The 16,610-nt window shown below is 43.3% G+C and carries 8 protein-coding genes; all 8 read left to right on the top strand.

Annotated features, from left to right (window positions below):
- The first annotated feature begins 125 nt into the window (after nt 1–125).
- The 8 genes from MHB49_RS31180 to MHB49_RS31145 all read left to right on the top strand — a co-directional run bounded on the left by MHB49_RS31180 (nt 126) and on the right by MHB49_RS31145 (nt 16,563).
- Complete coding sequence (locus MHB49_RS31180) at nt 126–2,147, top strand: DUF5693 family protein (protein WP_405154165.1); 2,022 nt, start codon at nt 126–128, stop codon at nt 2,145–2,147.
- A complete protein-coding gene (gene csaB / locus MHB49_RS31175; RefSeq protein WP_405154164.1) occupies nt 2,123–3,277 on the top strand; it encodes a polysaccharide pyruvyl transferase CsaB in 1,155 nt (384 codons plus the stop codon). The genes MHB49_RS31180 and csaB overlap by 25 nt, the downstream gene beginning before the upstream one ends.
- 6 nt (nt 3,278–3,283) lie before the next feature.
- Nucleotides 3,284–4,042, top strand: coding sequence for a WecB/TagA/CpsF family glycosyltransferase (locus tag MHB49_RS31170; RefSeq protein ID WP_405154163.1), 759 nt, complete (start codon nt 3,284–3,286; stop codon nt 4,040–4,042).
- 412 nt (nt 4,043–4,454) lie between these two features.
- Nucleotides 4,455–5,582, top strand: a complete 1,128-nt coding sequence (locus MHB49_RS31165; protein ID WP_247899608.1) for a glycosyltransferase family 4 protein — start codon at nt 4,455–4,457, stop codon at nt 5,580–5,582.
- 161 nt (nt 5,583–5,743) lie between these two features.
- Nucleotides 5,744–9,634, top strand: coding sequence for an S-layer homology domain-containing protein (locus MHB49_RS31160; RefSeq protein WP_405154162.1), 3,891 nt, complete (start codon nt 5,744–5,746; stop codon nt 9,632–9,634).
- A 207-nt stretch (nt 9,635–9,841) separates the two neighbouring features.
- Nucleotides 9,842–10,183, top strand: coding sequence for a hypothetical protein (locus MHB49_RS31155; RefSeq protein ID WP_405154161.1), 342 nt, complete (start codon nt 9,842–9,844; stop codon nt 10,181–10,183).
- A 516-nt stretch (nt 10,184–10,699) separates the two neighbouring features.
- Complete coding sequence (locus MHB49_RS31150) at nt 10,700–13,789, top strand: S-layer homology domain-containing protein (protein WP_405154160.1); 3,090 nt, start codon at nt 10,700–10,702, stop codon at nt 13,787–13,789.
- Nucleotides 13,790–13,920: 131 nt separating this feature from the next.
- Nucleotides 13,921–16,563: a hypothetical protein gene (locus tag MHB49_RS31145; RefSeq protein WP_405154159.1), complete on the top strand. Its 2,643-nt coding sequence runs from the start codon at nt 13,921–13,923 to the stop codon at nt 16,561–16,563.
- Nucleotides 16,564–16,610 lie beyond the last annotated feature (47 nt).

The raw sequence follows: 16,610 nt of genomic DNA, 5'->3' as shown, positions 1-16,610 counted from the left end.
TGAATTGCGGATAGATGCACGTTTGTTGACACAAGCTGTGTGTATCCGGTATTTATTCACTATTATGCAATGAAAATCATGAGCTGAACGTGCATTTGGTTCCAACACTTGAGGAGGTACATGTAGTGCGTCAAAAATGGCTTTATTGGAATACCGCTTCACGGAAGTGGCTGTGGATTGTTGTCATTATCGGTTTGATTGCTTCCATCCCTGTTATCAGTGATCGGGTGCAGACGGAATCTTCCGCCAAAAAGGTGGAGCTTGTCTTCAATTATCGGGGTCTATTGGATATCTCGGCTTATCAGGCCCATCCCCAAGATTTCATGAATGAACAACTGACTCGTTTGAAAGATGCCGGAGTGACAACCATGGCGGTGTTCGAAAGTACACTGGATGAGTTGAAGAAGTCACGTCGACTAATGGTATATAGCGGGCAGGATCTTGCGAACATGACCAAAAATGTCATTCCTGCTAACGATAATTACACGTATGTGCTGTTCACAAATGAAGAAAATGCACAAACGTATACCCCTATCATTGAACAAACGTTCGCCGATCGGGAGATTCCTGTGCTTCCATGGGAATACGAAGGTCGTAGCGGCTTAATATTGCAGACTCCACCGGAGAATGCGAACATGCAGCCTTTGCAGCCAGATCCGGTTGCCGTGAAGATGCTGCGTGATAAAGGATTTTACATTTTGCCACGGATCGCAGACAACGTTCCTTACAGTCAGGAATCCATGGAACGCCTGCTTACCTTCTTCGAAGAGAATGGGGTAAAGCGCATCTTGTTTGATGGTGATGCTGTGAAAGGGTACAATGATAATGCAGAGATGAGAAGTCTCGACCAGTTCGCCCAGTTGCTGAACAAGCATCATATAGGACTAGCGGCTATTGAGAATTTGAAGAAACCACAATCCGGTTTTGAGACTCTCTCCTATAAAATTGACTACAATGTAACTCGTCTGTACTCCTTAAGTGACGGGGATGCCAATCTGGATGTAGACACCATTGCTGACCGTTTTGTTTTGGCTACCAAAGACCGCAACATTCGGATGATTTATATTAATGCTTCGCCAAGTCGGAATACGGCCAAAGCCATGATCACCAATCCGATTGATAATCTGATCAACAGTTTGGGTGAGCCAGGTCATGCGATTGAACGTATGGGCAAACACGGCTTCGAACTGGGACAAGCTGAAGCGTTCACGGTGAAAGATTCCTCCATTCAGCGTTATGCCAAGTTGGTTGCCTTGATTGGTGCAATCGCAATGATTACGCTTATGGTTTCATATTTTGTTCCACTGCTGACATTGCTGGTATTTGCGCTGGCTCTGGTGGGCAGTGCTGGATTGTTCTTACTCAAACCGACGTTGCTTGAGCAGGGAATTGCCTTGCTGGTCGCAATTAGTGCGCCAACCATTGCGATGGTGCTGGCCGTTCGTACGGTGAACTATCAGCAGCAGCGTCAGCCAGACGCGCCTGCGGGTCGCCGGTTGGCACAAACGATATTCTTATATGTAAGAACATCAATTCTTTCGTTCCTGGCGGTGCCTTTTGTCATCGCACTGCTGAACAGCATCACGTACAGTCTGGTCATCAACCAGTTCCGAGGCGTGAGCCTATTGCACTTTGCACCTATGGCGCTGGTTGCGATTTATATCTTGTTTTACCGTGGTTCGGGTACGTTCTCTATTAAACAAATTAAGGATATTCTTCGTACTCCGATCACCGTTGTGATGGTTGTATTGGCACTTGTTGCTGCCGTTGTTGGGTATTACTATTTGAGTCGTACAGGCAACTCGGGTTCGGTTACGCCTTTCGAGATGTTCCTGCGTGTTGTGTTGGAAGACACGTTCGGCGTGCGGCCAAGATTCAAAGAATTTATGCTGGGACACCCGCTGTTTATCGTTGGCGTGTTCGCCGCTTTAAAATATCGTAAAGTCATCTTTGTGCTCATTATTGCAGCGATTGGACAATTGTCCATGGTGGATACGTTCGCGCATATCCATACGCCAGCTGTGTTGTCACTCATTCGTGGAGTGATGGGATTGGGACTTGGCTTAATCTTCGGTATCGTTGCTGTGGGTGTGTGGCAAGTAGCGGAAGGATGTTGGAAAAAATGGTCACCACTTCTCAAAAGTTAGTCATCTCGGGATATTACGGATTCAACAACAGCGGGGACGAAGCGGTATTAAAGTCAATTTTGACGGCGCTGGAAGAGGAGAGTCATCGGTCGAACATTACGATTGAACCGATTGTGCTCTCCGGTGACCCGGAGTGGACTACTTCAATGTACGGTGTACGTGCTGTACATCGTATGAAGTTGAAGGAGGTTCGCGAAGCGATCAAGGAAAGTGACGGTTTAATTAGCGGAGGAGGAAGTCTGCTGCAGGATGCAACCGGACTAAAATCCATCCCTTACTACCTGGGTGTCATCAAACTGGCCCAATGGTTAAAGAAACCAACATTTATCTATGCTCAGGGCATTGGACCTGTAAACCGCAAAATGTTCAACCCAATGATTCGTTCGGTCTTCAAGGCCTGCAAGTATGTATCCGTGCGTGATGAACAATCCGCTGAATATTTGCGCGGGCTCGGATTGCAGTGGAATCAGATTCATGTGGTCCCTGACCCGGTGATGGGTCTGCCGCTGCCTGAAGCCAAAGCGGAAGACGTAAGTTCAGTCGCGGTTAATGCTCAAACAGCAAACGTTCATACCGAACTCCCGGTGATCGGCGTATCCGTACGTTTCTGGGAGTCAGATCGTAAAGAACTTACAGCCATCGCTGCCGGATTGAAGAAGCTATGTTCCAAAAAGGCCGTTCACTTGCGTTTTTTACCCTTTCACTTACCTCTTGATGAGCAGGCTTCACGGTTTGTCATGGAAATGCTCGGTGATCTGGGTAACAAGGGCAGCGAAGTAAGCATTACCAAGGATCTTACCGATCCGCAGCTGATGCTGCAGGAAGTCAGCAATTGTGATGTCGTTATCGGCATGCGTCTGCACAGTCTGATCTATGCAGCTTCGCAGTATGTTCCTCCTGTTGGTATCTCGTATGATCCGAAGATTGATCAGTTCATGCTGCGTCTGGATAGTGAATGCGTGGGCAGTACAGATGCGCTGGATGGGGATAAACTGGCGAAGACGGTGGCTAACTTGTTGGATCAGCGTTCTCAGTGGTTGAAGGAGCATGAAGATAGCATTACTGAATTGAAGCAGGAAGCCAGAGTGCCTGCTCAGCAAATTATTAAATATTTAGGCCGCAAAGGGTGAAATAAGATGAATCAGACCGGACCAATACCTACCGTTTCGATCTATGGTATTCCTTTTTCCAAACTAACGATGAAAGAAACGGTGGAGGTTCTAACCGAAGCAGTACTCACAAAGCAGCCGCACCAGGTCATTACAGCCAATCCCATTATGGTTATGGCCGCGCTGGAGAATCCAGCGATGATGAAGGTTATGCAGTCTGCGGAGATGATCGTTCCCGATGGAACAGGCGTTGTATGGGCTGCCAATTATTGTGGGCAGCCTGTGGCAGAGCGGGTGCCTGGATTTGAGCTTTTACATGAATTGCTGCGTGTTGGAGAAAACTATCGGTGGGGCGTGTATCTGCTCGGTTCCACACCTGAGGTGATTCAAGAAACGGCAGTTCGGTTACAAGAGCAATATCCGGCGATTCGCATTGTAGGTTATCGCGACGGTTATTTTGGTCCGGCTGAGGACGAGCAGGTTGTCGCTTCCATCCGTGAAGCTGCACCTGACTTACTGTTTGTTGCACGTGGGGCAGACACGCAGGAACCGTGGATTCACAAGTACAAAGATGCGCTTCAAGTTCCCGTTACCATGGGGGTTGGAGGCAGCTTTGATGTGATTTCGGGGAAAACCAAACGTGCACCCAAACTGTTCCAAAAGTTAAGACTGGAATGGTTTTATCGCCTGCTTCGCGAACCTAGTCGGGCTGGCCGAATGCTTGCGCTTCCGAAATTCGCTGTCAAAGTGATGCGGGACAAAGAAAACGTGACTAAAGTCCGTTAAAATTAGGCTATTACGAGTAAAATGCACGTTTTTGCTAAAAATTGAGGTTGGCATTTCGCCTGTGATCAGCGTATAATTCATTCCGGATTACATGTGTCGTACTGCTTGAATTAAAACTTACACTGAACAACTACGATAGCAAGGCAACCTTTCGATTGCTGTTATCCCCAAATTTCTTTTATTTCCTTTATATAAAGGGTGAAATGTGGTGATAGCGTATGCTTTCGAAGTAGCTTTCTTTCAGAAAGCTTTTAGGCAACCGCTACGCTTCTACAGGTTTTCCTTGCCCTCTCCGTTATTGTGTAACGAGATTTTTTATCAAAAGTGACTAACAAATAATTTTTATATATAGAAAGAGATCAGGGGATTTATAATTTCTTACAGGTATTATAATTGGGGGTCGAATGTTCAAATGGTAGCGATCTTTATCATTGGATTTATCGTGTCAATGGGACTGGCTCTTGCCCTGACACCGCTTGTCAAAAAGTTCGCAGTCAGAATCGGAGCAATGGATACGCCGAATGCACGTAAAGTGCACACTCGGATTATGCCACGTCTTGGTGGTTTAGGAATTTTCCTGGCCTTTATCATAACGGTTGCTGCACTGCTTCCTTTTGTGTCGGCATGGTTTACGACAAGAGATATGAGCTTTGTCAGTGCTTTTCTGATTGGTGGATCAATCATCGTTCTGATTGGTGCGTTGGATGATCGTTTTGAACTGTCAGCCAAAGTGAAGCTGCTTGGACAAATTGCTGCTGCTGCTGTAGTCGTATTCGGATTTAATATCCGTGTAGACTTCGTCAATATTCCTTTTCAGGATGCATACTCCTCACTGGAAGCTTGGGTATCCATTCCGCTGACAATTCTCTGGATTGTTGGTGTAACGAATGCGATTAACCTGATTGATGGTCTGGATGGTCTGGCTGCCGGTGTATCCGGTATCGCCATTGGTACCATTGCCGTGATGTCCTTCCTGATGGGTAACATGATGATTGCTTTGATGTGTCTTGTACTGCTCGGTAGTATTGTTGGATTTTTGTTCTTCAATTTCCACCCGGCCAAGATCTTCATGGGGGATACGGGATCGCTATTCCTTGGTTTCTCTCTGGCGATGCTGTCCATGCTTGGATTCAAACAAATTGCTGTCGTGTCCTTCATTACACCGCTGATTATTATCGGTGTGCCGCTCTCGGATACCTTCTTTGCGATCATTCGTCGTGCGGTACAACGGAAACCGATTTTCTCACCGGATAAAGGTCACTTGCATCACTGTCTGCGTGAACTCGGATTCAGTCACCGTCAGACAGTTCTGATCATCTACGGTATTGCCGCATTCTTCGGTGTACTGGCGATTATTCAATCTTCCGCTGCGATGTTCGAAGCCAACTGGGTAACGTTCGTCGTGATCTGTATCATGATGTTCTTCCTCCAGGTCGGAGCAGAAGTCATCGGACTTGTAAGCAAAACCAGAAGGCCGGTCATTAACTTCCTGTTGCGCATGCGCGTCAAGTTGAACCCGGAAACCCGTTCGAAATCCTAAATAGAAACGCTCGTTTACTGATCTTATTGAATATTCTATCAACCCAAACCTTGTCCCTCGTGGACAAGGTTTTTTGTTTATTTTGCTGTTTTTACTAAATAATTGGAACCTTTCAGCCGATATATAACGGTAACTGACTTAAAAAGAGGAGAGATGATTGCATGCAGCGTACGAAGAAGCCGATGATTTGGCTGATGATGGTGGCACTGGTTGTATCTCTAATACCAGCAGGCCTTGCACCAGTCGCGTCGGCGGCAGGACAGACGAGTTATTTTACTCCGGATAATGCTGGGAACGTCCAATTGAAAGATACAGTAGGTCTCAAAATGAGTGGAACTGGCACGGATGTGCTATCGCGTTCAACTGCATTTGTTGTAACTAACAATGAACAGGCCGTAACGGGTACGTTCACTAACGTAACAGGCTCTACATTGGGTGCCAACGTTCAACTGATGAATCTGAAGGATGGCACTTGGGTTCCAGACAGCACGCGGGTAGCACCAGCGGTTGTAACGGTTGATCCAGATCGACCAGACAATCGTTTTAAAGCAACACTTACATTGTTTCCCGGAATGAACAAAGTAACGTTTACGGGTTCCCAGGGACCAAGCGAACGTTCTGAAAGCTTCTATATCTTATATGACTCTGTACCATACATTGAAAAGCTGCAAGTTTTGGGTGGAGCCGATAACCTTGATCTAAATGAAGGATCACAGGTTGTTGTAGATACGGGTGATGTGACTATTCAAGGTGTAGCCCACAACTCTTCTAAAGTAACAGTAAGTTTGAATAATGGTGAGGCATTACCAACATCATTGTCTCAACAAGATGGCACATTTTTCTCGCCAATGCTTCGATTGAAGGCAGGCAAGAATGATGTGGTCATCACTATTGAAAGCGGCGTGGACAAAAATAAATACACTTATTCTCTTCTCTACTATGATGAGGAAAATCCGTTCTCTCAACTGGATTTGAATGAGGGATCAGGTGGACTGTCGCAGAGTATGCTCTCGGAAAGACCTACTTATGGAGGTGACCCTTCACAAGCCAGTGTGACTGTTCAATTACTTTTGCCGGATGATAAAACAACGGCTGTTCCTGAAATCTCGGTGGATGGCGCATTGAGTGGCATTGTTCCGAAGATTGAACCCATTCCTAGTGTGGGAATCAACACGCCTTCATATGCTCTGATTTCGTTTGAAATTCCAACATTGAAATTTACAGAATCAGGAACTGCCCCTGATACTACGATCGATCGCTTGCAAAATCATTCGTTGACTGTGAAGTATGGAAAAAACACAGCAAGTGTAAATATGAATTTCCAATATCTAGAGAATGAAACGGTTATTACGGATTTAAGGTATCTTAAAGACTACAGTGGTACTGGTGTAGCACCAGCAGGAGTGCCTCTTTCGGGTTCTAGTGTCACTTCTGCGGATTTTTATATCCTCGTAGAAACCAGCAGAAATCCTAATGGAAGTGAGTTGACAGCTGAGTACCTTCCAAGAGGTACAAGTGCAATTGAGCTCTCACCACCGATACAAGTATCACCAACTAAATACATCTATCAAATCAAAGGCTTCAAAAACGGAAATCAAACCGTTCAGTTCAAGTTTGCTGGATCAACATCAAGTCGTAATGCGACGATCTCATTTGCCTCCAAAAACTATATTTTTGTGAGCAACCTGACGGATGGTCAGACATATGACATGAACTCCAAAAAAACAGATAAATTGTTGGTTGAAGGTAAGTACGTTGACTTTGCAACATTAGATAGCAACTACTTTGTAGCAGAGATTTTCGCAAATGGTGTAAAAGTGTATTCGACACACCCTGCAGCGAACACGACTCAAAAAAAGTTGACTTTGGGCGATGATGGAAGCTTTAAAGACGTTGAAATTGATATTGACGGAGATAATGGACCTTTATTCTTTGGGGAAAACCGCATCGTATTAACGGGTACAGGGACCGGAGATAAAGGCCAGCTGAATGAAGTAACCAAAGAATTGCGCATTTACATTAATGATAATAATGTATCGACAATCAACAATTTTCAGCCGGCACCAAGTAAAAATCGCTCCACATTTCTTGATCCGTATAACCCGGATGATCAATGGGTGAAAAACCTGTTTAACCTGTCCACGGATTTCACATTTGCAGACAAGAAATACACGACCAGCCTTAAAAATTTTGACTTGGCAATCCGTGGTGCAGGGGCTATTCGAATGAGCCTGAGTATGGGTACTCAAACTATTTTTGACGTGAATATACCAGAAGGATCGGCAGGTAATACAACTTGGGAAGATCCAACAATTTCTCCTGAGTATGCCCTGAACAATGGTAATGTTATTGTGGATCGTGCCGGAAATCAAAAGGACTTTGTTGTACGGTTAAGAGATCTGAAAGCTGAGACACCAGGGACATACATCTATACACTGGACCTTTATAACAAAACTGGAGCAAAGACAAGTCAGAAGGTAGAAGTGGTCAGAGAAGCTGCAGGTTATCGTATTATAGCTCCGCAACCTACTTCAGGTAGTCAAATTGTTGTCAACAAAAACTTTGTTCATTTTGATATTGAGGCAGAGGGAGCAACGTCCGTTATTATTGATAAAGAGACAGCTAAAAAGCTTCAAGGAACAGAAACGGACCGTTTTGCTCTTGATTATGTTGGACTCAAATCCGATAAAGTGAACAAAATTAAACTAACAATTGATCGTAATGGTGTAAAAACAACGAATACAATTGAGGTGTACTATACTAGTGCTACCGGAGTGGATTCACAGTATATGGCTCCTAAAGTAGCCACTAAGTACTCTGCGTTCAATAAACAGCTTGAGCTAAGCTTCCCGAAAGGGACGGTAATGGAAAGTTTAGACACCAGTGGAATCGCAAAGTTCTATCCGAATAACAAACTGTTGTTTGGTATTGCAGATCCGAATACCGGTATTGTGGAACGTCGTAACGATTACGGAAGTATTGTTGGTTTCAAAACAGAAGAAGGAGATCCCAATCCATTAAGCGTACCGGATGATTATTACAGAAGGTTCTCGGCGATCACGGGAGATTCTGTGAACTTTAGTCCGATTTCAGACATTTACTGGATTAGTGGAGGTTTAGGGGAGTCGGGCACAAGAGGCACTGACAACTACAAAGAGCCAACAAATGGCTTAGGTCCATACACTATAGATTCATTGTATGGTAATCCATTAACTCCTGCTGAGCGCAAAATCAAACCATCTCAACGTGGTACATTGACATTGACTTACGATTCTAATGTGGTAGATGACGCGGGCTCCACAATCTCGGTATTCTACTACTCTTCAAGTAGAGAATGGAAACGCATTGGTGGAGAAGTGGATTCCAAGAAGCATACAGTAACCGTTCCGTTCGATAATTTCGGGTACTATAAAGTCATGAAGCTTAGAAGAAGTTACAACGATATCACGAACCATGGTTGGGCCAGAAATATTCTTAATGCATTATACGCCAAAGGATTTATGGCACCATTGCGTTTTGAACAATTTGGAACAGATGATCGGACCTCCAGAGGAGAATTTGCCACGCTTTTGGTAAAAGGATTGAATCTTCCGATTACTTCTGATAGCAGAAGAACATTTACAGATGTGGCGCCTGGAACAAGTTCATATACATGGGATTATGACAGTATTGAGACCGCCGCCAGAGCAGGTATCATTACAGGATTGACCGATGGTGTGTTTGGGCCGGATCGTCCTCTCACACGTGAACAGGCAGCGGTCATGATAGCGAGAGCACTTGAGCTCAAGTTAGCTGCAAATGACAACAAGCTCCAAAGTGCATTGGCCAAGTCTTTCATCGACTCAGGCAGTATGGAGAACTACGCGGGTCCTGCTGTGCAAGCCGTTACCAAAGCGAAGATCATGGAAGGGTCTCCTGTAACAGTTGCCGGTCAAAGCAAACCACAGTATGCATTTAACCCGAAAGGAAACCTGACTCGTGCGGAAGCAGGTAAGATCGCGGTTGAATTACTCAAGAAGAGTACCAAAGTATTCCCTAAAAACTTGAGTTAATTTATGTGATAGCATGGATGCATTTTAGGAAGGACCTGTCCCTTGCACTAAAGGGGCAGGTCCTTTTTATGAGTGTTATGTAACTGATAAAGGACACTTTTATAATAGTAGAAATAAGTTTTTTACCAATAACTATTTTTGTAATTTGCTAGAGTTTAAGATACAATAACGGTAAATACACAATGATCTAGAGGGTGAAGTTAGCTAATGAAACCGATTTATTCGAAGGCCCAGCTGGGCTACATGAAAGCAAAGACACAGTTCGAGAAGCAGGCAGTCATTCTGGAGAAGAAAATAGAAGATACACGTAAGACACAGGAAGTTTCCCAAGAAGTGATGGAAGGGCTTGTTCAGGCGACTGGCTTCCATGATGCGTATAACAATTTGGTTCTGGCTGAGAATGATTTGATTGAATGGTCTCACACGACAATGAAGCATGAAAAGACGTACAGGGAAAATAGACAGCCGATTGATGATATGTATCTTAGATTGAACAGCGATCCGCAGATGCGTGCTCAAATTATCGATCTTGCGATGAAAATTCGCTAAACTATATAACTGAAATGTACGAAAAGCATCCCAGAGTGGGATGCTTTTTATTTTGTTTTTTGTAGAATTTGTCGCTTCATAGTGTGAAACTCCGGGTATAAATAAACGTTGGCAGCATAGAAGAAGCACCCTTTATATTTCAAAGAACACAGTCGCATCAATGTTTTATATGGGTTTTGAATGGCTATCTTACCCGCACTGTACCTATACATAAATAAATTCAAAACTTTTTTTGTGAAACCCGCAACTTTTTGAAATCTGCTGCGTTTAAGATGTAGAGTCAAAAACATTGGGCCTGTTACCAAGATTGACCTCGTGAAGAATCTTGTCTATTTATTAGAAAAAATTGCTTTACGACTCGGAAGACCCATTGTATAATACGTAGGTAGGATTAGGAAACTACTCTATTTTCGTATGGATCTGCTTTACAACCTAGTTTACAAGTTTCTGTGATATGCTCACAGACATCATTTATATTAACTTGCTCACAACTCTGGAAAGGGGGTGCAACAATATATGAGGAATACGAGCGACCCTATTAAAGAAAATTCAAATGTTATGAACACCCAAGGAGGAGAAAAAAAGGTTATGAAGAAAATTTTATCCGTAGCATTGTCTACAGCAATGGCATTCTCGATGTTTGCATCTGTAGCATTCGGTGATACAGCAGTTTCACCACAACAACAGTTTGATGCATTAAAAGCAAAAGGTGTTTTCTCTGGTTACCCAGATGGAACAGCTGGTTTGGATAAAGACATGACTCGCGCTGAGTTCGCGAAAGTTATCACTAAATTGCTTGGTTTGAAAGAAGTTACTGGAGTATATTCTTACAACGACAAAAACTACAATGCTAAAAACTGGGCTGCTCCTTACATCGAGGCAGTAACAGCTGCTGGCATCATGGAAGGTAAAAACGTTGAGAAGAAAATCTTCGACTTCAACGGTAAAGTAACTGTAGAAGAAATGGCGAAAGTTTTGTCCATCGCTTTGGAACTTGATGTTCCAGCTGAAACTGACAACACTGCAACAGCTTGGGCTAAAGGTTATGTTCAAGCGGCAATCAACGCTGGATTGCTTGATTCCAAATTGAACTTCCAAGCTAACGCTTCCCGTCAATTGCTTGTAGGCGCAGCTTACGCCATTGACCAAGCGCAAAGCTTGAAAGTATCTTCTTATGAAGTTACTGAAGCTGGTAAAATTGTTACTTTCAAAATGAGCGATGGCGAATCCGTTAAAGTAACTTTGGATAAAGCTCTTGAAGCTAACAAAGAAACTGAAGTGAAATTTACTTACAAAGATAAATCTTTCACTGAAAAAGTTACTTATAAAACTACAGTTGCTCAAACAGTAGTATCTGCTTCTGCTTCTAACCTGAAAGAAGTCGTTGTTAAATTTGATGGTACTGTAGATGCAGCTTCTGCAGAAAATGAGAATAACTACATCATTGAAAACAGTGCTAATTCTGACGGTAAAACAATCGAATCCGCTACATTGTCTGAAGACAAAACAACAGTAACATTGTTGTTGGCAGATCGTACTTCCAGCTTATTGCCTGGTCAAGTGGAGAACGTATTGCCTAGTCAACGTGAAACGTTTGTACAAGTGAACAACGTTAAAAACGCTGACAGCACTAAAACAATTACTCAACGTGTTGCTTTCACACCGCTTGATGTGACAGTTCCAGAAGTTAAAGAAGTTAAAGCTCTGGGAACAAAAGCATTTAAAATTGAGTTCAGCGAGCCAATCGTAAATACGAATCTTACTTCTAGTAACTTCCGTATCGACGATAAAAACATCGCAGCTTCCCTTACTTATGTGTATCCTAATGTAATTATTGCTGAAACTAACTTGACTGAGGGAGAACATACACTGCGTGTGAGCAACGTCAAAGACTTCTCTGGTCTGACTGTAGTTCCGGTAGAAAAATCCTTCACAGCTACTTCCGACACTGCAGCACCTAAAGTGGTTTCTGCAAAAACGAACGACTTGCAAAAAGTTGTAGTTGAGTTCGACGAGCCTGTTAAAGCAGTATCCGGCGCTTATGCTAACGTTTCTTCCGTAAAACCAACGAAAACTGAAGTTAGTGGAAACAAGGTAACTCTTACATTTGGTGAGAAAGCACTTAGTTACACTGATAATAAAATTTTCTTGACTGGTGTTAGAGATTACAGCGGTAACACTGGTAATGTAGAACATGATGTTACTTCTACTTTGGATTCTACTCGTCCAACAGTTGTAACTTCGAAGTTCTATCAAGAGGGTGTGAGCGGTGACTACATTGCTGAAGTACAATTCAGTAAAGCACTGGCTACAAGCAGCATCGAAGATCGTTCTAATTATGTTCTCAAAAATGCTGATGGAAAAGTTCCAAGCGCAAACGGTCTGAATGCTAGTGGTAATCCGATCCGCACACCACAATTTGTGGCAGGAAGTGGAAACAAAATTGTTAAAATTAATTTTGGTTCTAACTTGAAAGATGATAACTATAGCTTGACTGTATCTGGTCTGCGTGATACTGCGTATGCAGCAAACGTTCTGTTGCCTGTAACTATTAATTTGTCTGTTAAAGATGCTGCTTATGGTGAAGTAGTTCGTGCTTATACTGATTCAAATTCAGTTGCTGATGGCCGTGAAGTATACATCCAGTTCAATAAGTCACTTGCTACTACAGGTGAAGGTAATGCTTTGAAAGCAGAGAAGTATGTTGTTAAAAAAGCAGGCGGAGGTTTCTTCCAATTGACTCCGAATGATTCCGATGTTGAATTGATTTCTGCTGACACAGTACGTATTACTAAGAGAAATAGCAACTTTACTTTAGCAGCTGGAGATCAAGTAGTAGTAAGTTATATTGCTGACACAACTGGTAAATACCTTGATAACGGAAACTACAACTACAATGGCTCCACTGGAGTGAACAGATATGTTCTTGAAAAAACAATTGTGGGTCGTACTGAAGCTATTAAAGTAGATGTTGCATCTATTGAGGCTACTAGTGGAACTGAACTGAAACTTGAGTTTACTACACCATTGTCTAATGTATATGCTCGGGACTTCTCAGCTAAATACTCTGTAACAAATGCAACTTATGCTCCAAATGACGCAGTTCTTTCTGCTAATGGTAAAACTCTGACTCTGAAATTTGACAGCAACAAACTTCCTTTGGATTTTGCTGCTAACACTTTGGCAGTTGGAACAGTAAATGGAACAACTTACACTCAAGATACTTATGGTAACTTGGTGAAAATTGATCCTGCACAAACTGTGAAAAATACTATCAAACCTGAATGGGATGGATTGCGTCCAGCTATCGCACCTACAGCGAATGCAAACGAGTATACTGTCACATTTAGAACTACTAAAAATGTCCAAGATAACTCGGGAGCTAATTTCCCATCAACAAACTTGTTCAAAGTAACTTTAGGAAACTCTTCTACAACAGTAACTAAAGTGGATATTACTGGCAATGTTGTAACTTTGACAGTAACTGCAAACACCCCTAGCGCTGCGAACACTTCAGTTTACAATGTTCTCTTCAGTGGCAATGATGCTAAACTCATCACTGATACTGTTGGCAACAATCCTCTTGCAGGATTCGAAGCTAAATAATTAATTTAATTAAAAAACCTCTCTCACCTAGGTGAGAGAGGTTTTTTAATTAAGACAACAACATCGTAACTTTCTCCCTCTCTCAAACGTTTATACTATAAAGCAACAAGCAACTTATGGGAGGTTTGGAAGTGGATCATAAAAAGGTCATGATGACTTTAATGGCAAGTATGATGTTGATCAGTTCAAGTGGAGGTATCGCAGCAGCTGAGAATACGTCGACGAGTTCAAATAATACATCGAAGAACAGTGCAGATAACAATACAACGAAGAAAGAACAAACATCCATAGCTAAAAAGGTAGTACATACATTGGCCAACGTACCTGCGGTGAAAGTGACGGCACGGAGTACCGTGAAATTAACGGATGTGAATCTCTTGTCTCAAGACGACGGGAATACAGTGACGTATACGCTGACGTATCAAAATAATGACAGCGAACCAATGATGATGCTCGATTATTGGAGCAAAGTGAAGACCAAAGGAGGGACAAGCTTCTCTCCCAAACTGATCACCAAGGATCAGGAGAAGAAGACGGTGTCCCCGGGTTCCACAGTAGATCTAACGTACGTCATGAAGGTTGGACGTGAAGTGAAGCTGAGCGACCTGAACTTCCTCATCGTAAAATGGGATTTTAGTAAACCCAACTATGAAAGCGCATTGGGGAAATTCAACGTTCCAGCTTCCTACAGTATTACCACACCCGTAGGCAACACAAAAACGGTTCGTTTGAGTGATTCAGCGGTCAAAGTTAAGGTGTCTGGGATCAAAGTATATCCGGGGGAAGATAAGAAGCAATACGTCAAAGTTGGCGTGAACCTCAATAACATTAGTTATAAGTTGTTGGATAATCCGAATATCAAGTGGATTTTGCGTACACCTAATGGGATGAATTATCCATTAACGCCGGACAAAGACAGTACAGGCATTAGCATTCAGGCACAGGCCAACAAAACGTTGAGTTTAATGGCCTCCTTGCCCACAGCGTTGAAACTTGAAAAGTCCGAATTGCTGCTTGTGGAAGAACAAGGTGAAGAGAAAATAGCCCTGCCTGTGGCGGCATTACAACTGCCAGAAGCTAGTCAATCTAATGTGGATACGGCAGCGAATCAACCAAATATCATTTCGATTGATGGACAACCTGTATCCACCCTTTTGGAATCCACGCGTGTTCGTACAGAGGATGAAGAGTACGATCTGACGATGCAAATGGTCATTAAAAACCAAGGTAAGAAAGAAGTTAAGGTTCCTAAATATGCATTAGAGATTCGAACAGCAGATGGTACAGCATACCCGATTGAGACGAAGGCATTGGATGATCTGAAGTTGAAGCCAGGTGCAACGAAGACGATTAAGCTGATCACTACCATTCAAGGTGATGGGGATACCAGCAAAATCAAACTGTATGCCATGACTCCGATAACGAAGGAAGAGGGCAAGGAAGGAAATACGAATGCTAGCAGCTTTGAGTTCTCCTATCCTGTGGGAATCTATGCTATTCCTGAGTTCGTCACAAGTGGAGATGGGCTTACTACTGAAACGGTGATCAAGAACAGTAAAGGCACATTCGGAGTGTCGGTCGGCTCTCTCCAACGCCTGCCATGGACAGACAGTGATATTATTGCTGCCAAGGTGACCATTCGTAACGCATCGGCCAAAACGGTTCAATTACCTGAACTGGAGGCGATGTTCACCATTGATTCCGCACGGATTGATGGAGATACGAAGCTGATTCGGGCGCAAGGTGGTAAGCTGCTCGGCCCAGGTATGACAACAGAAGCTTATCTCTTGACCAAAATTCCATCCGAGCTCAAAATGAGTCGTCTGGAAGTGACTTTGCTGGAGAAGGTAGGCGAAGAGGAAACGAATGATTGGATTACTCTCAGTACATCCGGTATAATCCAGCCACTTTCGTATGTAGGAGCAGGGAAGACCTTTACTCAAGGTACTTCAGAGAAAGAAACAGAGCTTGGTGTGCGCAGAACCTATGTGTATCCGGGATCTTCGTCCGATATTGTCTATACTGAGTTCGAAATGACGAACAAATCATTGCGTCAGAGCGGTCTTGCAAAATTAGTAGGATACTACAAAACAGCAGATGGCCAATATTATAAGGCAACAGCTAAACAGGCTGATCGTGTACCAGGACCGGGTCAGAAGAGTGTTGTGACCTTCTGGGCCAAAGTACCGAAGAGTGTAAAAACTTTATCTGATATGCGTTTGATTGTAGGTGAAGGGGTTGCTGATAATAAATTTATATCCGGTGAAGGCGAGGCAACGGCTTATGTTAATGCCATGTCATTCGAAGTGCAGCCAACATCATTATCTGTTCAGTCTTCTCTTAATGATATAGACTTGTATCCGTACAAATTCTCTGGCAGCAATATCAGAGCGTATCTCACAGGTGGTACAGCGGTACAGATTGAGATGATCTATTCGTTAACCCAGGAAGAATCCGTCGATAGCGGTGAATACGGACATAAATTGATTCTTTCGCTTACGGACGGATCTGGTAAAGTGTTTGATAAAGAGCTCACGCCGGGAACTGATCTGAAAACGGGTATTAATCAGACGCTGAACTGGAGTATAGATGACACGGTCTTCGATAAAATACGCGGGGGCTCATATCGTGTTGCATTGTATGATGTGTTTGAGGGCCATCGGATTCGCCTTGCAGAACAAGGCTACAGTTACGATGTGTCCAAACTGCCAAAAGAAGAACCTGTGTTTCCAGAGTTCCCGGAATTCCCGGTATTCCCAGTATTTCCGGAATAGGGTTCCTGGACATTACAAAATAACACGTAGGTTAACTAACGACTATA

Origin of the sequence: Paenibacillus sp. FSL K6-0108 (genome assembly GCF_045040695.1) — a bacterium.
Taxonomy (GTDB): domain Bacteria; phylum Bacillota; class Bacilli; order Paenibacillales; family Paenibacillaceae; genus Paenibacillus; species Paenibacillus pabuli_B.
This window is presented reverse-complemented; position numbering and strand designations above follow the sequence as displayed.